Origin of the sequence: Streptomyces venezuelae, assembly GCF_008642315.1 — a bacterium.
GTDB classification, from domain to species: domain Bacteria; phylum Actinomycetota; class Actinomycetes; order Streptomycetales; family Streptomycetaceae; genus Streptomyces; species Streptomyces venezuelae_D.
Window position 1 is genome coordinate 161258 of record NZ_CP029192.1, and the last position, 20663, is coordinate 181920.

Sequence of the window (20663 nt, forward strand, 5' to 3'; positions counted from 1 at the left end):
GCCACGCCGGAGCAACCCGCACCGGGCAGGACCAGCCACGCCGGAGCAACCCGCACCGGGCAGGACCGGCCGCCCCGGAACAGGGCGCGCCAAAACTGGCCGGGCCCGGGTCGGATGGGCAGCACCAAAGCAGACCGCACCAGGCAGGACCGGTCCCACAACACCGGAGCAGGCCGCACCAGGCAGGACCGGTCCCACAACACCGGAGCAGGCCGCACCAGGCAGGACCGGTCCCACAACACCGGAGCGACCCGCACCGGGCAGGACCGGCGGCCCCGGAACAGGCCGCACCGGGCGGGCCGGGCCGCTCCGGAGCAGACCGAGCCGGGGCACAAGCCGGCCGGGGCGGGGACGGATACGTGCACCGCCCCCGCCCCGTTCGCACCACAGCGCAGAGCGGCCCAGTGCAGTGCGGCCCAGTGCAGTGCGGTGCAGTGCGGCCCAGTGCGGTGCAGTGCGGTTGCCGCCGCTCCCCCGCCCCGCACCGCCCCTGCCCTGCCCCGCCCCCGCACGACACTGCCGTGCGGGGGCGGGGCAGGGGGTGGGTCAGGCGGCGTAGAGATCGAAGGTGGAGGTGCGCCGGGGCCCGGCGGTGACATCCAGCTGCGGATCGACGGCCAGCATCGCCTGATGCAGCCGCTGCACCTGCGGAGAGGGCTCCACCCCCAGTCCCTCGATCATGCGGATCCGCAGCTTGCGGTAGATCTCCAGCGCCGAGGCCTGCCGCCCGGACCGGTAGAGCGCCACCATCGCCTGCGAGTGCAGCCCCTCATGCTGGGGATAACGGGCGGTCAGCTCGGTGAGCTCGGCAATCAGCCCGGAGTGCCGGCCCAGCCGCAGGTCGGCATCGATACGCCGCTCCACCGTGCCCAGCCGCGACTCCTCCAGACGCATGACCTCGATCTCCAGGATGGGACCCACCCGCACATCCACCAGCGCCGGCCCGCGCCACAGCGCCAGCGCCCGGCGGAAGTGATCAGCGGCCCGGCCGTCATCACCGTCCTCGAAAGCCGCACGGCCCTCGGCCGCCAGCCGGTCGTACTCATGCACGTCCACCCCCTCGGCCGGTATCTGCATCAGATACCCGCCGTGCCGGGTGGCCAGGACCTCCTTAGCCGTGCCGGGCCTGTCCGGCCCCAGCGCAGTACCCAGATGCCGGCGCAACTGGAGAATGTAGGTCTGCAGGGTGGTCAGCGCACTCTGAGGCGGTTCAGTGCCCCACAGCTCCTCCATGAGCGTGGGCACGGACATGACCTGCCCGGGATAGAGGGCAAAAAGGGACAAGATCTGCCGCGGCTTGCGTGCCGTCGGAACAATCGATCCCCCGTTGACCTCGGCGCTCAACGGACCCAGAACCTGAATCTTCATGGGTTATCTCCGTACTTCGTCGAGTTCTTGTCTTGACTGCATTCCGTCGCCGCGGACGTCCTCCCTCACCAACCCAGCGCACCCTCCTCTCGCCGCAACAAACCCCCCACACACGAACCCGCACCCGCACCGGGCTGACACGACGTCAAAGACAACTGCACAGAGGCGTGTTGCACGGTAGGCGGCACCGGCCAGGAACACCTGGCCCGGGATGAAATCCGCACGGCCGGCAAGGAAACGTTGCCGCACACCCCCACAGCCCCCCCCTCACGCTCCCTTGGATCCACACGTCCAAAACAGTGCCCAACTGCGGTACACGACCACGACGGTGGGACACACCGGCCGACACTCACACACAGACGACACCTAGCAGCACACAGTGGTACATAGCAGTACACGGTGGTACGTAGAAGTACGAAGCAGTGGTACGTAGCAGTACGAAGCGGTGGTACGTAGTAGTACGCGGTCGTACGACGCGGTGATACGAAGTGGTGCACTCGAGCACGGCGCGGCCGGCCCGGGGGCGGCACACGCCTCCACCGGCACACCCCGCCCGCCCCTTCACGGAACTCACAGCAGACGGGCAAGTACACGGAAGGAGAAACAGAAACAGACACCGAAACCCCACCCCGGACCCCGGCCCGGACAACACCCCGGGCCACACCGGAGGCCCAGCCCGCCCACCGGGCGGGACACTAGCCGGTGGACACCCACCGCACCGGAACAACCGGAACACCACAAACAGCCGGAACAGCCGGAACACCAGGAACACCACAAACAGCCGACGCCACCGGCACAACCGGAGCCACCGCAGCAGCAGACACCGCCGGAACGGCAACGGCCGAAGCAGCACAAGCCGCCGAAACGGCGGCCGGAACAGCCGACACGACCGCAGCCGCAGGCACCGCGGAAACCGCCGGAACCCCCGCAGCGGCCGACACCGCGGAAGCGGCCGGAGCAGCAGACGCAACCTCAGCAGCAGCCACCACGGAAGCGGCCGGAGCAGCAGACGCGGCAGGAGCGCCAGCCACCACGAGACCCGACGGGGCAGCAGACACAGCCTCAGCAGCAGCCACCACGGAAACGGCCGCAGCAGCCGACACCACAGAAACCCCCGCGACAGCAGACACCGCGGAAACCCCCGCAGCAGCAGACGCCGCGGGAACCGCCGCAGCGGCAGACGCCGCCTCAGCCGCGGGCGCCGCGGGGCCACCGGAGCGGCAGAGGGGGAAGGAGCAGCAGACACCCCCCGCACACCGGAAGCGGCCGCACCCACGGGAACACCAGACGGCACGGAGGCAGCGGGCGGGACAGAAGCAGGGGCGCCGGCGGGAACACCAGGCGGAGCGGCGGCGGGCGGAACGGGGGCAGGGCAGGGCCGCCGGCAGCGGCAACAGGCGGGACGGGGACGGGAGCGGCAAGGTCGTGGCCCGCGGTCAGGATCAAACGCTGCAGACGCCGCAACCGCGCCGAGGGCTCCAGACCCAACTCCCCCACCAGCGTGGCCCGCAACCGCTGATAGGCATCCAACGCCTCCCCCCGCCGGCCCGAACGATGCAACGCAAGCATGTACTGCGCATGCAGACTCTCATGCGCACGATAACCATTGACCAGCACCGTCAACTCCGCCAGCAACTCCCGATGACGACCCAGCCGCAGATCCGCCTCGATCCGCCGGTCCAACGCACACAACCGGCTCTCATCCAGCCGCTTGATCTCCATCTGCAACTGCGGACCCGCCTGCACATCCGCAAAAGCCGTACCCGACCACAACGCCAGCGCCCGACCCAGCCGCTCCGCCGCCCCCGCACAATCCCCTACATCCATCGCCCGATAACCAGCCCCCGCCAACTCCTCAAAAACCCGCACATCACTACCACCCCCACCACCACACAACCGATACCCACCCGGCATCGTCACCAACACCTCCTTGGCACCCCGACGCCCACCCCCCACACCCCCCCGCTCCAACGCCGCCCCGATCAACTCCCGCAACTGCAACACATACGTCTGCAACGTCGTCCGCGCACTCCGCGGCGGAGCCACCCCCCACAACTCCCGCGCCAACACCGACACCGGCACCATCCGGTCCACATGCAACGCCAACAACGCCAACACCTGCCGCGGCTTAGGAGCCGACGGCACCACCGAACACCCACCCACCCGCACCGCCAGCGCGCCCAACACCTCAATCTCCACAACGCCCCCCCACACCACCACCGGCCCCCGGAACGCACCTACCACGCCCCCAGCCGAACCCCGAAACCGCACCCAGATTCAAACCGGTCCCCCCACCCCTGTCAATACAAAACCGCGCAGCTGGTTTCCACCCACCCTCAACCACACCCCCCACCCACCCCCACCCACCCTCAAGCACACCTCAAGAACCCAAACAGGCCAGGAAGAACCCAAACAGGCCAGGCTCCAGGCCCCAGGGGGTGGTCACGGGGCGGTGTAATAACGGGACCTCAGAGGGGGCGGAGCCCAGGGCCGCAAGGAGGGAGACCTGCAGCCCTCGGGGGGGAGTACGGCATCCGCCCCTCCTCCGGCCAGAGCGCAAAGGCCGTGAAGAGGCGGCGCTCGACCCACGGGCGACTCAACAGCCGGAGGACGACGCGCATCCAGCCCAGCGGAGCGCAACGATCCCTGGACAGCGGCGACATCTCCCAGGAGGGCGTTCACCGGGGGCAGCACAACGATCAGGGACGATCAGGGAATGGTGGCGTTCGGTCCGGAGGGGGCGACACAACAGCCCATACATAGCGCGGTGCTCGACCAGAGGATCGCCCGACTGGCAGCGGCGCGACACCCGCCCTCCGCGGGGAAGCTCACCCGAGGGCGGACGGCCCAACAAGTCGGCAGCGTTGACGTTCGCCGCAGGAGAGCGGCGCAACGACCGGTACCCCGCACGACGTTCGCCCCAGACTGTGTACCAACCCGGCAGGCCCCAAGAGAGTGCTCCCCGGGGGCGCAACACCCCCGGGGCAACATGGCACTCGCCCCCTCCAGGGGACGTTCTCCCCGAGGAGACGCAACCGGTCTGAGAGTGGCGCGCGGCTTGACCAACCGGGGGGGCACAACAACCTGCGGATGGCTCGGCGCTCGCACCCTCCCCGGAGGAGTACGTTCACCCCGGGGCGGCGGAACGGCCCGCGAGCGGTGACGTCCGGCCGCCGGGGCCACGAACGCGACGCGAGGGCAAGGTACGGGTTACTGCGGAGGGTTGCCGTGTTTGCGGGAGGGCAGGTCCGCGTGCTTGGTGCGCAGCATGGCCAGCGACCGGATGAGGACCTCGCGGGTCTCGGCCGGATCAATGACGTCGTCGACCAGACCGCGCTCGGCGGCATAGTAGGGGTGCATCAGCTCGGCCTGGTACTCCTTGGCCAGGCGGGCCCGTGTCGCCTCGGGGTCCTGGGCGGCGGCGATCTGCTTGCGGAAGATGACGTTGGCGGCGCCGTCCGCGCCCATCACGGCGATCTCATTGGTGGGCCAGGCGTAGGTGAGGTCGGCGCCGATCGACTGGCTGTCCATCACGATGTACGCGCCGCCGTACGCCTTGCGCAGCACCAGCGAGATGCGGGGCACAGTGGCGTTGCAGTACGCGTACAGGAGCTTGGCGCCGTGGCGGATGATGCCACCGTGCTCCTGGTCGACGCCCGGCAGGAAGCCGGGCACGTCGAGCAGGGTGAGGATCGGGATGTTGAAGGCGTCGCACATCTGCACGAAGCGCGCGGCCTTCTCCGAGGCCTCGATGTCCAGAACCCCCGCCAGCACCTGCGGCTGATTGGCGACCACACCCACCACTTGGCCGTCCAGCCGGGCCAGAGCGCAGATGATGTTGCGCGCCCAGTGCTCGTGCACCTCCAGGAACTCACCGTCGTCGACGAGTTCCTCCACCACCCGGCGCATGTCATAGGGCCGGCTGCCGTCAGCGGGCACCACCTCCAGCAGACCCGCGGTGGACCGGCCGGCCGGATCCGCACACGGCAAGGACGGCGGGCCCTGACGGTTGTTGGAGGGCAGCATCGACAGCAGGTAGCGCACCTCGGCCAGACAGGTCTCCTCGTCGTCGTACGCGAAGTGGCACACCCCCGACGTCTCGGCGTGCACGTCCGCACCGCCCAGACCGTTGTGGGTGACCTCCTCCCCCGTCACCGCCTTGACCACATCCGGGCCGGTGATGAACATCTGCGAGGTGTCCCGGACCATGAACACGAAATCCGTCAGCGCCGGACTGTAAGCCGCGCCGCCCGCACACGGGCCCAGCATCACCGAGATCTGCGGGATCACACCCGAGGCCCGCGTATTGCGCTGGAAGATGCCGCCGTAACCGGCAAGCGCCGTCACTCCCTCCTGGATCCGCGCACCGGCCCCGTCATTGAGCGACACCAACGGAGCGCCCGCCGCCAGCGCCATGTCCATCACCTTATGGATCTTCGCGGCATGCGCCTCACCCAGCGCACCCCCGAAGATCCGGAAATCATGCGCATAAACGAAGACGGTACGTCCCTCTACCGTCCCCCATCCGGTGACCACCCCATCCGTATACGGGCGCTTGGCCTCCAGCCCAAACCCGGCAGCTCGATGCCGCCGCAACTGCTCAACCTCCCGGAACGAGCCGTCGTCCAGGAGCAGCCCGATCCGCTCACGTGCCGTCAGCTTCCCTCGGGCATGCTGCGCCTCGGTCGCCTGCTCCCCCGGCCCCGCCAACGCTCGCACTCGGATCGCAGCCAACTCGGCCACCCGACCCTGCGCCTCACCCACCACGGAAGACTCCACCACCGCCACCATCCCCTTTCCGACCAACCGACCAACCGACCAACGGACCCAACCACCAACCAGACCTAGCCCTTTGCCAGATCCGGCTCTCGTCTCCGGGCGTCGGCTGCCCGATTCGGCTCCCGGCCCGGGCCCAACTCCGTTCCCGGCCGGCCCCGGCTTCGGTCACGGTTCTCGTTCTTGACCCGCGTCCCCGTTCTCGGACGCAGTCCTCGTTCCCGCACCCGTCTCCACGAGGTGCCAGCGGGTGCCACTGAGCGGGTGCCAGTCATGTCCGGTCCCGAATGTCGTTCCCGAACCCAGCCCCGCTGCCGACCTTCGGGCCCGAGGAAGCCAGTCACTTGCCGCCCCTGGTTCAGGGGTCCAGCCCGGCCGCCCCGACCACCACCTCCGGCGACCCGTCGGTGTCTCGGTTCCACAGCCGGCGCCGCCGCCTCCAGGAGAGGGGGCACCAGCAGGCCAGCGCACCTGAAGGCAGCCGGAGCGATGTGTACGTGTGCGCGTCAGCGCCAACTGTGCGGTGCCCGGTAGACCCGGGCCGACTCCAACGGCCGCCACGCCTCGACCCGACGGGGCGGCCCGCTGTGCGCCTCGCCCACCGGCCGGCCCGCCACCAGCGAGAACAGCGTCACCGCCACAGCAGCAAGCTCCTCATCGCTGGCCCGCCCACGCTCGACTCTGAGCAGCGCGGTCCCACCATCGGTAGCGTCCACGAGCCACCTCCCTTTCAGCCGCCAACGGTCGCCCCCCACACTCAACACCGGCTCGGGCCCGCCTCGAACAACCCCCAACCCCCAGACCCCAGACTCCAAACCGCAACCCCCAACCCCCGTCAGGAGTACGACCCCTGCCCCCGGCCCGCACCAAACGGGCCGAGCCACCCAGGCCCCACCACTCGGCCCCGGCCACCCAGCCCGGGTCACCCAGACCCCCGCCGAGACCAAACGGCTCGGCCCGAAAAGAGCAGAGGTAACCCACAGATTCATTAAAAACCGCTCGTACGGTTTTTAACGAGCTAATGTCACGGGCATGTTCCCCACCGACCCCACCCCAACCGGTCCGCCAAACACCCCCGAACGGAACCCCCGGCTTCCGGCCAAAGCACCCCCACCCATCCCCGACTCACGCCACCGACACTCGCCGAGGTGAACACCTCGCAACACCCAGAGGCAGGCAAACGGAATGCGTCACCTCACCCCTCTCCCGCAGGAGAGAACCGCCCACCTCTGGATATCAAACCGGCAAGTTGGTTTTATATGTGTTCCGGACACCCTTCGTGACGGGAGTCACCAGTGAGCCAGCAGGAACGGGCCACGCGCACCCGCAACGCCCTTATCCAAGCCGCCGCCGAACTCTTCGAACGGCACGGCTACACACGCGCCAGCCTGGAAGACATCAGCACCCGCGCACAGGTCAGCCGCGGCGCCCTGCACTTCCACTTCGAGAACAAGGCAGCACTCGCCGACGCCGTCGAACACGCGGCCGCTCACGCCATCCGCGAAACCGCCGAAAGCACACCCCCGAACCCCACCAGTCCCCTCCACACCCTCATGGACCTCTCCCACCGCATGGTCCACCTCCTCCACCACGACACGATCGTCCGCGCCGGATTCCGCCTCAACTGCGACCCCGGCCCCCGCACCCCCCTCAACCTCCACCAGCAATGGCAAGCCCACGTCCATCACCACGTCACCCAAGCCGCGAACCAACAAACCCTCGCCCCTCACATCACCCCCCATCACCTCACTGCCACCATCGTCGCCACCACCACCGGCCTCGAAGTCCTCAGCCGAACCAACCACAATTGGCTCACCCCCACGCCCCTCACCCACTTCTGGCAACTCCTCCTCCCCTCCATCACTCACCCGCCCACCATCGACACCCACGAACCCGCCAACACCCACGCCCCCTAGCCCAATTGGGACCGCCCGCCGTTACCACAAGCCGCGCGGCCCCGGCCAAACAGAGCGACTCGCCCGCCTTGTCCCAGCCTTGGACAGGTGGCGATGTCGTGGACCACAGCCGGGGCAATGTCGGGGCCGACCGCCGGAACGTCGCCCGTCGCGGTCATCGCACTCGGGACCAACCGGGGACAGCCCGGGCCAGCCGAAACGAGACGGGGACAGCCGGAACAAGACAGGGTGAACCGGAACGAGACGGGGCCAGCCGGAGCAAGGCGGCGGCAGCCCCGCCCGGAAAAGCAGACGATCAACAAACGGGAACACAGGGCGAGTTATCGAACGCCCACGCTAAGCTACTGGCAGATCATCCCACCCCCGGGCGGGAGCGGCACCCCGCGGCGCACGCCGCCCCAGCCAAGGAGCAACCGGCACATGACCCAGCACCCCGGATCCCTCGCCGGCAAGGTCGCCCTGATCACCGGAGCCAGCAGCGGGATCGGTGCGGCGGCTGCTCACGTCTTCACCCGCGAGGGCGCCCGCGTGGTCCTGGTCGCCCGGCGCGAGGACCGGCTGCAAACCTTGGCCAAAGAGCTGCGCGAGGCCGGTGCCGACGCCTCTTACTGCACCGCCGACGTGCAGAGCGCCGCCGACATGCGCCGCGCCGTCGCCCACACCGTCGACACCTACCAGCGCCTGGACGTCGCCTTCAACAACGCCGGGGCTGCGGCCGAGAAGAGCCCCCTGCACCTCATGGACGACGCCACCTACGACCTGATCATGGACACCAACGTACGTGGCGTGTGGAACTGCCTGCGTCCCGAGATCAGCGCCATGCTCACCGTCGGCGGCGGCGCCATCGTCAACACCAGCAGCGTCGCCGGTCTCGTCGCCACCTCCGTGGCCGCTCCCTACATCGCCGCGAAGCACGCCGTGGTCGGCCTCACCAAAGTCGCCGCCGTCGAATACGCCCCCCACAACATACGCATCAACGCCATCGCCCCCGGCCTGGCGCGCTCCGAGATGGTCGAGGACTGGTTCACCCGCTTCCCCGCCCAGGAAGCCAAGAGCAAGGCGTCCTCCCCCCAGAACCGCATGGCCGAACCGGAAGAGATCGCCGAAGCCGCCGCCTGGCTCTGCAGCGACCACGCTTCCTTCGTCACCGGCGCCACCCTTCCCGTCGACGGGGGCGCCACCACCTGGTAACCGCCACACCCATCACCCACCGTCCCCAACACTCCACGGCTCCACGGCTCCACGGCTCAGCGGCTCAGCCGGTGTGGCGCCTTACGGAGGAGGTCGGTTTCCGCAGGGGGCGCGTAGGAGGATTGGCCTGTCTGCACCTCGTTGGCCCCGGGAGTCAGGACCCGTGAACCTCAGCCAGTGCTGGGGACCAGAGACGGCTGGGGAACCGACACCGCCTGCGCGTACAACCGCGCACCCCGATCCGGCGCCAAATCCAGCCGCGCCAACACCGCCGGGACCGCAATCGCCGGGATCACGTGGTCGTACAACACCGAGATCCGCCGCTCCACGTCCGCGAGACCACACTCCAGCTGCGAGAACAACTGGACCCCGTGAAACGACGACACGATCAGCTCCGCCGTCTGCCGCGGCACCACATGCGACAGAACCTCTCCCCGCTCTTTCGCCTCGGCCAATGTCTGCGCCGACAACTCAATCCATGCGGGCCACGCACTCCCGTAATGCTCACGCCCTTGCGGGTCCGACGAAAGCACCGCCCCCGCCCGCACCACCGGATCCCGCGGCAACCGGTGCGCCAGGAGCAGCCCAGCGTCCACCCACTCCTGCACCTTCAACTCCTGCGCCGGCCCCGCAAACGCCACCTGCGCCTGCAGCACTCCCCGGGCCAGCGCTTCCTTCGAGTCGAAGTGGAAATACAAAGCCCCCTTGGTCACCCCCGCGACCTGCAAAATGTCCGACACCGTCGCCGCCGAGTACCCATGCTCGGCGAACACGACGGCCGCCGCTTCCAACACCGCCCGCCGCGTCCGAACAGCACGCTCCTGCTGCGCCACCCATAACCTCCCACCACCACAACCCACACCAAAAACGCAGCGGGCCCGAAAAGAAACCGCCGTGCACGTACCTTACCCACCCCACCCCAGCACACCCCCCGGCCACCACACATCACCGCAGCCCAACAGTGGACAACAGGCCGGACCGCAACCGGCAGGTCGGATCGCAGCTGCCACCCAAGGCACCGGCCTGCGACCGCATACCACCCACCGCCCACCACCGACCACCAACCGCGCAAAACACTCACAGAGCCTGAGCTCTGATGAGCCGTTAAGTCGCATGTCGTGCCATGCAGAGGTGACGGCAGCCTGAGGCCTCCCTCCACCCCCGTCAACCCAGCAGCCCCGCCGAGCACGACCACATCAACTGCTCACGCGCAGCAGAACACCACAAAGGGGGCCGTCTGCATCGCAGACAGCCCCCGCCCCCTACCTACGCCGACGCATCCCCCTCACGTACGGGACCGAGTCGGCCATCGCCCGAGCCGATCACCGCCCGCGCCGGCTCACCGCGCATGACCCGCCTCCTACAAACCCCGCTCGGGCCAACTGCGACCGGCCGCCGCCTCCGCATCCACCCGCCTGAGCAAGTCCTCGTCGATCTCCCCCAGCGAGCGCACCACATGCCGTGCCCCTGCCCGCTCCATCAACGGCCGCTGGTACCCGTTCTCGTAATCACTGGGGTGCCCGATGAACGCCACCCCCAACTCCCGTGCCGCCTCCGCGACCCGCGCCACGTCGTCGATGAAAACGACCTGGTCCAGGCGCAGCCCGAACACGCCCTCGGTGATCTCACGGATCCCCGGGCGGAAATCGTTCGTGCACACGTACCCCGGCGCGTCGAACAAACCGGCCACATCACCCAGGTAGCGGTCGAAGTGCTTCCGCTCCAAGCCTCCGTAACAGACCGTGGCCACCTCCAGTCCACGCAGCCGCTCCAGCAACTCACTCGCCCCCGGCAGCACGCGGACCGGGTGCTCCGCCACGTACCGTTCCCGCTCCTCGAAGTACGCCGCCAACAGCTCCTCCGCGCTGCCCCCCAGCACATCCGCGGCCGCCCGCGCCGCCACCATCTGCGACTGCGACAACAGCGCCTGCTCCAACTCCGGCCCGTACTCCCCTCCCCGGGACTCCACGAGCCGCCGGATCACCGGGCCGAAACTGTCGTTCAGCAGCACCCCGTCGATGTTCACCGCGACCAACCGCACATGACCCAATCCCCCACCCCCGTCCACGCCTGCGTCCCCGCCGACGTCCACACGCACACCCACACCCGGCTCGACCGAACCGGCCTCGCCCGTACCCGCGCCGAGCGATCCCCCACGACTTGCCATCACGACCCCGCCCTCACATCAACAACGAACCCGACAAGAACCGAACCTGCACAAACCGCCGAACAACCGGCCCTCGGCCCACGGCCCCCAACCCCGCCTCAACCTCGACCGAGGCCCTCGGCCTGGCTTTCGGCACCGCGAGGCCCACCCCGCCAAGTCAACAGGCGCGAAAGCATAACAAGAGAACCGGACGCCCTGTTTTCCATCCGGATAAACGGACTTAGAAATTCCCCTTAACCATGAAAAGCGAGCCCCCAGCCCGCCCCCGCACACTCGGGACTTCACACCCCGAGTCCGCGCCACCCCCTCACCAGGAACGCAACTACCCAGCGTCACGAAATCCCGAAACTCGTTGCCACGCCGAGATACCGCTACAGCGGAATACAGGAATCCGAATACCCCTTGACGCACTCCGTGCAATTACCACGAACCCTTGAAAAGGAAACCGGTAGGTATGTATGTTATGGCGTCGCTTTCATTTCACCTCCGGGGGAGAGGTCCATGATCAGCAGTCTCGTATTGTCGAAAGACGCCCAAGGCGCCCGTGTCGCCAGCACCAGCACCAGCACCACAACGGACGACACAAGGGGCGACGCAACCGCCAGTACCGCCGCCAGCACCACCACCGGCGACACCGCCCCCGTCACCACGCAGAACCCCACCCACGGCAGCACCGCCGACTCCAGCACCGCCGTCGGCACAGCGGACGGCGCCACGGATCACTCCGTCGGCACCACGGACAGGCCCTCCACGGACGGCCCAGCCACACCCGCCCGTGCGCCTCGAGCCGGGTCCGCCAAGGCCGCAACCGCCCCGCCCCGCCTCACCACCACCGTCCCCGCCGAGTACGTGCACCGCGCGGCCCTCGCCGAGGTCTTCCTCACCGGCTGCGAGAAGACCGGGCCCGAGACCTACGTCCTCACCGGGCAATGGCCCCGCGCCCACACCTTCTTCACCACCCTCGACGGTCGGCACGATCACCTCCAGGCCTGCGAAACCCTCCGCCAGACCGGCATCTACCTCGCCCACGCCGAGCACGGCATACCCCTCGGCCACCACTTCGTCATGCAGGACATGACCGTCACCACCCACCCCGAGCACCTCACCATAGGCAGCACCCCCACCAACCTCACGCTGCACACCACCCTCTCCCGGCCCACCCGTAGCCCTCAGTTCACCATCGCGTTCACCATCACCAACCCGCAAGACCAGACCCTCGCCACCGGCCACGGCCACTTCACCTGCATCTCGCCCGCCGTCTACCGCCGCATGCGCAGCGCCGGCAACCCCGACAACGCCACTGATCCCACCACCCACACCCTCAAGGCCCTGGTCCACACCCCCACCAATCAAGACCCCTATGTCTTCGGCCGCGTTGACTCCCGCGACCTGGTTCTCGCCCCCACCCACCAACCCCGCACCTACCTGCTCAACGCCCACCCCGAGCACCCCGTCCTCTTCGACCACGACGGTGACCACCTCCCCGGCATGGTCCTCATAGAGGCCGCCCGCCAAGCCACCCATCCGCACCCGCCCACCACTCAGCTCACCCACACGCACACCACCTTCCACCACTACGTCGAACTGACCACTCCCACCACCGTCGTCACCACCCCGCCCACGCACACCCACAACACCACCACGCACACCGTCACCAGCCACCAGAACGACCGCCCCACCCACACCACCACCCTCATTCACACCCGCCTCTGATCACGCGGTCCCGACACCGAATTCGGGAGCGCAACCGGGAACGAGCGGGAACCCGGCCAGAACCCGGCGAGAACCAGCGGAATGTGCCGCAGACGTGCGTGTCCTGCCACTGCTGCCACTGCTGCCCAGCAGGTCTGATCACTTCATGCGCCTGCCGTTCGGTTCACCTACGGTTCAGCCATCGATGAAGATCCGTAACTCAGGCGTCGGAAATTGATCAGTTCACCAGTGCAATTCCGCTGCCCTCAGCCATTGCGTTCGTTTTCACGAGCGGCATCGAAATAGGGAGGACGAAAGCGGGCCGACCCCCGGTCGGCCCGCCATCAGCTCTGCGATCTGCGCGCTTTACTCCTCCATCTCCCCGGACAACTGGTACAGGTCCGGCACGGATACCTTGATCGGCTCTTGCGTCGTCCGGGCTATCACGACCACCACCGGCTCGTCCGGGCTGGGGTTCTCCTCGCGGTGCGGGACGAACGGAGGAACAAGGAAGAAGTCTCCGGGGTCCGCGGCGACACGAACCTCCTTCGTGCCGTCGTGGTACACGAACACGGGGTGGCCGCTGACCACATAGATGCCCGCCTCCGACGCGCCGTGGTGGTGGTTGTCCGTCGCACTCAACGGCGGATTCTCCACCAGGCCCATCCAGAGCCTCTTGGAACCGACCGTGCCTCCGCTGATGGCCGCGTAGCCGTCCAGCTCGTCGGCTCGGACATGGTGGACGCGGTTGTTCAGCGGTCCCGTGCTGCCCGTACTGCCCACGCCGACCATGCCGTCCGCGCCGTACCTGCCTTGCGGTGTGTTGGCGCCTGTGTCGGTGTTCATGCTGCAACTCCCTTTGTGGCGGGCTCGTTTGACTGCACAACACCCTGCTGACGTTGGAGCTTTTCGGCAATCCAACTTGCCGGAACTGCAAGCAATCCGGACGGCGAGGCCGCCCGCGCACCTCCATCCGCCCGCACTCCGCTCTGCTATCCGCGACAGTTCTCGCTCTCCCCCTCGTCCCGGCCGCCTCGCAGCCCGCGAGCGCCACCGTGGCGACGCCAGGGGCGGTATCGGCGCCGGGGGCAGTATCCGCGTCTGCGTCGTGCATCGGTGGCCTCAAGGACTCACGGACGCGTTCGTCCGTCGACGGTGGCGAGGGGCCCTGAGAGGACGAGAGCCGATTCACGGACGCGCTTCAGCTCAACAGGGCGTACCTGGGGACGGCCAAGGCGGTGATCTCCTCCGCCGTCTGGAGCGCGTACGGCCTCACAGGGCTACAGGACGGAGGCAATTCCGGGGAAACGGTCACGCTGTACAACCCTCGTACGCCACGAGATCGACGTCTCACGCCACTGACCATCGACGTCTCACCCCACTGGCCACTGAGCCTTATCCCTCTACTGGCGATCGCCGGTCACCCACCCAGGGCGCCGACAGCCCGTACGAACGCACCGTCATCGGCCATCACAGGGACCGCCAGGCAGTGGTCCCCTTCCGTCGCGACGGCGACGTCGTCGGCGAAGCCTCCGCCGATGAGTTCGCGCCCTGAGGCGACCTCGGCCACGGCGGTGGCGACGTCCGGCGTCGTCCGGAAGACGGCTGCCGCCATTGCTGCTTCCGGCGACAGCGTGCCTGCGCCGTCGAAACTGTCGCAGCCCTGGGCCCGGCCCAGGACGTCGCCGCGGTCCCGTCCGTACGACTCCTCCAACGCGCCGATGATCGCCCCCGCTCCCAACATGTCCTCCATCGCGGGCCTCAGGCTTCCGTCCGGCCAGCGTTCCCCTGAGGCGATCACCGCTAGGGGACGTTCTGCGGTCCCGTATCCCTCGCGGGCGAGCCAGCGGCTTACGGCTGTCGCGTTCCGGAGGGCGCCGGCGACCACGGGTATGCCGCCGGCCGACGCGGCGATCGCGGAGCCGTTGGGTGAGGGCAGTACGAGGCGGGGCGTGAACGGTGCTCGGCGTAGTGCCGCCGGGGAGAGGGACCAGGGCGCTGTCGGCGTGGCCATACGGCGGCCGACCGCCAGGACCGCGCCCATCTGCTCGGCGAAGGCGGCTGCCGTCTCGTCCCGCCAGTGGTAGGGGAACACCCGCGTGCCCGCCTCCACGGCGACCGTCACCGCCGTCGTGAACGACAGTACGTCCACCACCACAAGGCAGGCGGCGTCCGACGCCAGCCGTTCCGCTCCGGTGGGACCCCAGTCGAACCGGACCCCGTGGGGCCTCTGCAGAGGCCAGTCATTCATATGCCCGTAATTCATAACTGATGATCGTGCCTGCTTGCCGCGCGCGATGAGGGTGGGGCAGGCTCCTTCCATGGTTTCGGTTCTGCAGAACGTAGCTGTCGATTGCGCCAACGCCTATGAGCTGGCCCGTTTTTGGAGCGCGGTGACCGGTCGTCCGATGCACCCGGAGGACCGGCCCGGCGACCTGGAGACGGAGGTGATGCTGCCGGAGGGACCGGTCCTGTTCTTCAATCAGGTGGCCGAACCGAAGACGTCGAAGAACAGGCTCCATCTGTGCCTGCGTCCGGAGACGTCCCGTGAGGCGGAGGTCGAACGGCTCCTCGGGCTCGGTGCCACGTGGGTCGTCGACCGTCGGGAACCGGACGGGTCGGGCTGGGCCGTGCTGGCGGATCCCGAGGGCAACGAGTTCTGCGTCCTGCGAAGCGAGTCCGACCGGGCCGTGCCCGACGACCTGGCCGCGTCCGAGTTCGCCGCGTCCGAGCGAGCCTGCTCCGACCGACCCGCCACCACGTCGACCACGTCGACCACGTCGACCACGTCAACAGCGGCGACCACGGCAACCGCGGCTCAGACGCCCTCCACCTCGCCCTGACGGGCCGGACACGGAGAGGCCTGGGCACACCCAGTAAGCCCACAACCGCAACGGCATCTGCAACCGCATCTGCAACCGCAACCGCCCCTCCCTCCTCGGCCCGCATTGGTCAGCCGTTGTGGGGCAGGAGAAACCGAGCGACAGCACCTGTACCGTGACACAGCTCTCCCTGCCCCTCTTCCCTTGACAGGATCACGGACCATACTGATCGGGCTCCGATCCCCTACAGAACGAATCCATGGCCAAGAACAGCAGCTCCTCGACCACCGCCCCCGACACCGCGTGGCTGGGGCGCGGGCGCCATCTCGGGCCCGAGCCCGAGCAGGACGTCCGGCGCAACCTGATCGCCCTCAAGGCGGCCGGGGTGCTCGACGACTTCCTGGACCTCGACCCCGTGGAGGCGGCCCGTTCCACCATCCTGCATCCGCGGGACGAGTCCGCCGATCCGGGGCCCTCGGCCCGTCGGCTCTTCGAGGCCCGGTGGCATGTGGCCGATGACGTCACGGTGCGCGCCCAGCTGACCACATTCGACGCCGAGACCCGGCGCAAGGACGGCGAGGGTGGTGTCACCTGGGTCCTGGCCGCCGAGGCAGACCAGGTGTGGGACGCGCACTGGCCCTCGCCCGCCACCATGTTCTGGCCCGACAGCGAGCAGGTTCCGTGGGACCACGACGTGCCGTCCGACCTTCGTCTTCGGGTGACGAACCACCTGCCGAAGGACGACGACGAGCTGCGTCACCTGCTGCGGGACTGCACTCGTCAGAGCTGGTACATCCATGTCGTCGTCCACGAGGCGATGACGCCTGACGCGAAGGGGCAGCGGCCGGTCTCGACGTTCCTGCCGCCGAGCCTGCGCCACCAGGTCGTCGAGCACCGGGGCACGCCGGAGCAGGCGCAGATCGCCGACTTCGCGATGAAGCGGGAACTGAGCGTGCGGATGCCTCGCGGGGGCGGCGTCGTCCTGCCCACGGCACCGCCGAACCCGGAGTACGACGCGGAGCGGTTCACCGTGCGCACGGTCTTCCTGGACGGGTCGGAGCCGACCGAACTCCTCGACCGGATCAAGGAGTTCGCAGCCCTCCCCCGCCCGCTGCCCGCCGAGGCCGAGCAGGCCCTCACGCGGCTGCGCCAGGGCTGGCACCTGCTCACCGAGGACGAGGAGCTGACCCACGCCCAGGACATGGTCACCAAGTACGCCGAGGCCCTCGACGCCATGACGACCTCGCGTGATCTGTACCGGGAGGCGGCCGAGGCAGCGCAGGCCGCGTTGGCCGAGGTGACGGGCGGAGACGGTACGCCGGTCGCGACGGCCGCGCCGGGCCAGGGCAGGACGGACGGGGGCGCGGGCTCGCCGCTGAGCGCTTTCAGCAAGGCGTTCGGCCGCTTCCGGGAACCGAAGAAGTAGCGGAGGCGAAAAAGTAGCGGAATCGAAGAAGTGGCGGAATCGGCGAAGTCGCGGGAATCGAAGAGGGAAGCGGCAGCAGGTTCGGGGACAGGATGACGGACGGACGCCCGGGCCGACTCGCCGCTCACGCTGCCGCCTCCGCCGCCCTCACCGAGCACAGCGACCGCGAACTGCGCGACCTACTCGCCTCCGCTCCGCCCCTCGGCAGCGGGATCGGCATCGGCGGCAGCTCGCCCCTCCTGACGGTCGTCGAAGTCCCGTGTTCGCGAAGCGAATCCCCGTCACCGACGAGGAAACGGCACCCGACCACGTACGGTCCACCGCGAACGTGTTCGGACTGCCGGCCTACTGTCACCACGGCGTCGGAAGCCCGGGCTTCGGCGTATGGCGGGAAGTGGCCGCGCACACGATGACCACGAACTGGGTCCTTGAGGGGGAACACCACGCTTTCCCTCTCCTCTATCACTGGCGCCTCGTGCCCGGCCCCGACTCCGGCGAGTCCCTCCACGAGGACCTCGCCGAGCAGATACGCATCGGCGACATCCTGACGGACGGCCGGAACCTGTACTTCGCCGACTTCGTCCTGGCCCTCTCCGCCCGGTTCGACCTCTCCCCGGCGGAGTCCGCCTTCCTCGCCCAGCACCGGACGTACGACCGCGCATACACCCTCAGCTACCTGGTGAACGCGTTGATCACCGCGCTGTACGGCTGTGAACGGTCCGAACGCGAGGCGATCATCACGGGGTACGCACCTCTCGCCTCGGTCGTCCCGCGGGAGGCGATCCAGCGGCTGGTGGGGCCGGACCAAGGCACATAAATCCCGTGCGTATGGAGCTCCAAAGATCCATATAATCGTCCGAGCTCGAAGAACTGGATCGGAGAGCAGGAACGGGAGGGGGAACGAAGTGAAGCTTGCCGAAGCATTGGCTGAGCGTGCTGAAGCGACACGTCGCGTCGAGCAGTTGCGATCACGCGTCGTCAGCAGCGCGCGCTATCAGGAAGGCGAGACGCCTCCCGAGGACGCGGCCCAGTTGCTGGCCGACGCCGGTGAGACGCTCGACAGCCTGGAGTCGCTGATCCGGCGCATCAACCGGACCAATGCCGCCGCGGACCTGGGCGAGTACGGCACCCTCACCGACGCGCTCGCGCGCCGGGACGTGCTGCGGCTGCGCCACTCCGTGGTCACCGCGGCGGCGGACGCGGCGGCGGGCTCGGGCGAGCGGGGGTACGGACGGCAGCTGCGGTCCGAGCTGGTGATGCTCTCCGCCCTCCCCGTCGCGGAGCTGCGCGGCCAGGCGGACGCGCTCGCCCGTGACATCCGCGAGATCGACGTACGGATCCAGCGCGCGAACTGGGAGGTCGACCTGCTGGACTGAGTCCGGTTCTGCGGGCTGCAAAAAGCATCACCGCAGCTGGCGATACCGCGGCAGATGATGGGGAGCAGGTAGCTGTTCCGGAGGCGTGCACACACCGAGGGCCGGCGGTTCCGGCCCACTCCTGGCGCGTGAAGAGCAACGCGGGGGTTCGACTCCCCGGTAACAGTGCAGCTCAGCACCGCGTACAGGTGACAGTGCACCATGCACAGCACATCACCACGTGCAGATCCGGGCAGTGAGGGCGGGTTCGGGGCACCCCTGTCATCGCAGCCTTCCGCCGAGCGGCCGACCCTCTGTGGTCGGCCGCTCTCTGGTGCAGCCGGCCGTTTCCTCGTCCGCCGACCTCACCTCAGAGCTGGCCCACCTGCGTGATCCGCTCGTCCCCGAGACTCCGCTGCACGTCCTCCAGCAGGACGCCGAGCAGTTCGGTGAGCAGGTTCTGCTGCTCGGCGGTGAGGCCGCTGATCAAGTCGGCCTCCCGGCCCAGCACTTGGTCCACCGTCGCCTCTACGAGTGCGTGGCCCGCCTCGGTCAGGGTGACCTCGACCGTACGAGGCCTGCCCTCCCCGGGACGGCGGCTGACCAGCCCCTCGCGTTCCGCGCGGGCCACACGCTGCGAGACGGCTCCCGCCGTGACCATGGAGAGCCGGCCCAGTTCGCGGGTGGTCAGGGTGTACGGCGTACCGCTGCGGCGCAACACGCTGAGGAGGTCCAGCGTCGCCGTGTCCACCCCGGCCCGGGCAAGGACCCGCCTCCGGTCGTCGCCGAAGAGCTTGGCCAGCTGCCAGATCGGCGTGACGATGCCGATCGACGTGGCGGGTGTGCCGGGACGTTCGCGCTCCCAGGCGGTCGCGATGTCCCGTGCCGTGTACGCGGCGGTCCCGGCCGCGGGATCGCTGCCACCACCCGCCCCTCCCCCGACCTTCGCCTCGGATCCCGCCGCCCCGCCCGTCTTCTTCTCCGCGCCCACGCCCGCCTCCAGCACTCGGCTCCAATGATACATTAACGTTTAGCCCTAAATTTAGACCTCAACGGATGTTGGAGTTCAGCTTATGGCACGCACCATCCTGATCACCGGCGGCGGCACCGGCATCGGCCGCGCCACCGCCCGCCTCTTCGCCGGGCAGGGCGATTCCGTGTACGTCACCGGGCGCCGCCGCGAGCCCCTCGACGAGCTGGCGGCGGAGATCGGCGTTCGCGGCTTGGTCTGCGACCACACCCGCCCCGAAGCGCTCATCGCCCTCCTCTCCGCACTCCCCGAACAGGTCGACGTCCTCGTCAACAACGCCGGCGGCAACACCGACTTCGACGGCGACCAGAAGCGGGAGCCGGCCGACCTCGACGCGTACGCGCAGGCCTTCCGCGCCAACCTCGACGCGAACCTGGTCAGCGCCGCGCTGACCACCAGGGCCCTGGACGGACGACTCGCGAACGGCGGCGCGGTCGTCCACATCGGGTCGATCGCCGCGTCCCGGGGGTCCGGTGCCGGTTCCTACGGCGCCTCCAAGGCAGGGCTCGCCTCCTGGAACCTGGACCTTGCCCAGGCACTCGGCCCACGCGCCATCACCGCCAACGTCGTCGCGCCCGGCTACATCGCGGACACCGAGTTCTTCCGGGACCGACTCCCCGACGAACGGCGCGAGCAACTCGTGGCGGCCACGTCCACGGGTCGCGCCGGGGCACCGTCGGACATCGCGGAAACGGTCGCCTTCCTCGCCTCCCCCGGCGCTCGCCACATCACCGGCCAGGTGCTGCACGTCAACGGCGGCGCGTACATGACCAGTTGAGTGCGCACCCCAGGTCGACCGACGGAACCCGGTGTCCGCGCCGACCCCCTCGGCGTACACCGATGCCGTGAACTTGTGTGCGGAAAAGCGGCGTTGCGGCGTAGGTTGTGCGTTGAACAGTCCACGCCACGGTTGAAAGACG

15 protein-coding genes and 2 pseudogenes are annotated in these 20663 nt (G+C 68.8%); 8 read left to right on the plus strand and 9 right to left on the minus strand.

Translation table 11 applies throughout. The features are described 5' to 3' along the window. Positions 1-546: 546 nt before the first annotated feature. From DEJ48_RS00730 to DEJ48_RS00745, 4 genes and pseudogenes are all read right to left on the minus strand, one after another. Positions 547-1368: an AfsR/SARP family transcriptional regulator gene (locus DEJ48_RS00730; protein ID WP_150213483.1), complete on the minus strand. Its 822-nt coding sequence runs from the start codon at positions 1366-1368 to the stop codon at positions 547-549. 1371 nt (positions 1369-2739) lie between these two features. Then, positions 2740-3567: pseudogene (locus DEJ48_RS00735) on the minus strand (AfsR/SARP family transcriptional regulator); the annotation flags it as partial. A gap of 1011 nt (positions 3568-4578) precedes the next feature. Next, positions 4579-6150 (minus strand): acyl-CoA carboxylase subunit beta, encoded by a 1572-nt coding sequence (locus DEJ48_RS00740; RefSeq protein ID WP_411757409.1) that lies wholly within the window; start codon positions 6148-6150, stop codon positions 4579-4581. A 500-nt stretch (positions 6151-6650) separates the two neighbouring features. Beyond that, on the minus strand, positions 6651-6860 hold the full coding sequence (locus DEJ48_RS00745; RefSeq protein WP_223831819.1) for an acyl-CoA carboxylase subunit epsilon: 210 nt from the start codon (positions 6858-6860) through the stop codon (positions 6651-6653). Between the two features lie 579 nt (positions 6861-7439). On the opposite strand from DEJ48_RS00745, the gene DEJ48_RS00750 reads away from it, so the two are divergent. Together DEJ48_RS00750 and DEJ48_RS00755 are read left to right on the plus strand one after the other, a co-directional pair. Continuing rightward, positions 7440-8060, plus strand: a complete 621-nt coding sequence (locus DEJ48_RS00750; protein ID WP_150213489.1) for a ScbR family autoregulator-binding transcription factor — start codon at positions 7440-7442, stop codon at positions 8058-8060. 420 nt (positions 8061-8480) lie between these two features. Beyond that, positions 8481-9251 carry a glucose 1-dehydrogenase gene (locus tag DEJ48_RS00755; protein ID WP_150213491.1) on the plus strand — a complete coding sequence of 257 codons (771 nt, stop codon included), beginning with the start codon at positions 8481-8483 and terminating at the stop codon, positions 9249-9251. Positions 9252-9421: 170 nt separating this feature from the next. On the opposite strand, the gene DEJ48_RS00760 is transcribed toward DEJ48_RS00755, so the two are convergent. Both DEJ48_RS00760 and DEJ48_RS00765 read right to left on the minus strand, forming a co-directional pair. After that, the gene (locus DEJ48_RS00760) at positions 9422-10084 is read right to left on the minus strand and encodes a ScbR family autoregulator-binding transcription factor (protein ID WP_150213493.1); all 663 of its coding nucleotides are present in this window, start codon (positions 10082-10084) and stop codon (positions 9422-9424) included. A gap of 527 nt (positions 10085-10611) precedes the next feature. Further along, positions 10612-11262 carry an HAD family hydrolase gene (locus DEJ48_RS00765; RefSeq protein WP_223831820.1) on the minus strand — a complete coding sequence of 217 codons (651 nt, stop codon included), beginning with the start codon at positions 11260-11262 and terminating at the stop codon, positions 10612-10614. Positions 11263-11919: 657 nt separating this feature from the next. Here DEJ48_RS00765 and DEJ48_RS00770 point away from each other — a divergent pair. After that, a complete protein-coding gene (locus DEJ48_RS00770; protein WP_150213495.1) occupies positions 11920-13131 on the plus strand; it encodes a ScbA/BarX family gamma-butyrolactone biosynthesis protein in 1212 nt (403 codons plus the stop codon). 345 nt (positions 13132-13476) lie between these two features. Here the strand turns inward: DEJ48_RS00770 and DEJ48_RS00775 are convergent, their stop codons facing one another. Both DEJ48_RS00775 and DEJ48_RS00780 read right to left on the minus strand, forming a co-directional pair. Then, positions 13477-13902: a cupin domain-containing protein gene (locus DEJ48_RS00775; protein ID WP_150220866.1), complete on the minus strand. Its 426-nt coding sequence runs from the start codon at positions 13900-13902 to the stop codon at positions 13477-13479. A 628-nt stretch (positions 13903-14530) separates the two neighbouring features. Further along, positions 14531-15262, minus strand: a complete 732-nt coding sequence (locus DEJ48_RS00780) for a 2-phosphosulfolactate phosphatase (RefSeq protein WP_411757410.1) — start codon at positions 15260-15262, stop codon at positions 14531-14533. A 169-nt stretch (positions 15263-15431) separates the two neighbouring features. On the opposite strand from DEJ48_RS00780, the pseudogene DEJ48_RS00785 reads away from it, so the two are divergent. The 4 genes and pseudogenes from DEJ48_RS00785 to DEJ48_RS00800 all read left to right on the plus strand — a co-directional run. Next, a pseudogene (locus DEJ48_RS00785) lies at positions 15432-15800 on the plus strand (VOC family protein); the annotation flags it as partial. Between the two features lie 391 nt (positions 15801-16191). Next, positions 16192-17358: a hypothetical protein gene (locus DEJ48_RS00790; RefSeq protein ID WP_150213499.1), complete on the plus strand. Its 1167-nt coding sequence runs from the start codon at positions 16192-16194 to the stop codon at positions 17356-17358. A 259-nt stretch (positions 17359-17617) separates the two neighbouring features. Then, complete coding sequence (locus DEJ48_RS00795) at positions 17618-18175, plus strand: hypothetical protein (RefSeq protein ID WP_150213500.1); 558 nt, start codon at positions 17618-17620, stop codon at positions 18173-18175. Positions 18176-18263: 88 nt separating this feature from the next. Next, the gene (locus DEJ48_RS00800) at positions 18264-18734 is read left to right on the plus strand and encodes a DIP1984 family protein (RefSeq protein ID WP_150213502.1); all 471 of its coding nucleotides are present in this window, start codon (positions 18264-18266) and stop codon (positions 18732-18734) included. Positions 18735-19083: 349 nt separating this feature from the next. Here the strand turns inward: DEJ48_RS00800 and DEJ48_RS00805 are convergent, their stop codons facing one another. Next, the gene (locus DEJ48_RS00805; RefSeq protein WP_223832410.1) at positions 19084-19590 is read right to left on the minus strand and encodes a MarR family winged helix-turn-helix transcriptional regulator; all 507 of its coding nucleotides are present in this window, start codon (positions 19588-19590) and stop codon (positions 19084-19086) included. Positions 19591-19786: 196 nt separating this feature from the next. Between DEJ48_RS00805 and DEJ48_RS00810 the strand changes: the two genes are divergently transcribed. Further along, on the plus strand, positions 19787-20521 hold the full coding sequence (locus DEJ48_RS00810) for an SDR family NAD(P)-dependent oxidoreductase (protein ID WP_150213505.1): 735 nt from the start codon (positions 19787-19789) through the stop codon (positions 20519-20521). The last annotated feature ends 142 nt before the right edge of the window (positions 20522-20663 follow it).

What these genes read in the sequence shown, in the direction of transcription:
- DEJ48_RS00730 (WP_150213483.1), bottom strand. Translation starts at nt 1,368, where the DNA reads ATGAAGATTCAGGTTCTGGGTCCGTTGAGCGCCGAGGTCAACGGGGGA.
- DEJ48_RS00755 (WP_150213491.1), top strand. Translation starts at nt 8,481, where the DNA reads ATGACCCAGCACCCCGGATCCCTCGCCGGCAAGGTCGCCCTGATCACC.
- DEJ48_RS00770 (WP_150213495.1), top strand. Translation starts at nt 11,920, where the DNA reads ATGATCAGCAGTCTCGTATTGTCGAAAGACGCCCAAGGCGCCCGTGTC.
- DEJ48_RS00775 (WP_150220866.1), bottom strand. Translation starts at nt 13,902, where the DNA reads ATGGTCGGCGTGGGCAGTACGGGCAGCACGGGACCGCTGAACAACCGC.
- DEJ48_RS00790 (WP_150213499.1), top strand. Translation starts at nt 16,192, where the DNA reads ATGGCCAAGAACAGCAGCTCCTCGACCACCGCCCCCGACACCGCGTGG.
- DEJ48_RS00810 (WP_150213505.1), top strand. Translation starts at nt 19,787, where the DNA reads ATGGCACGCACCATCCTGATCACCGGCGGCGGCACCGGCATCGGCCGC.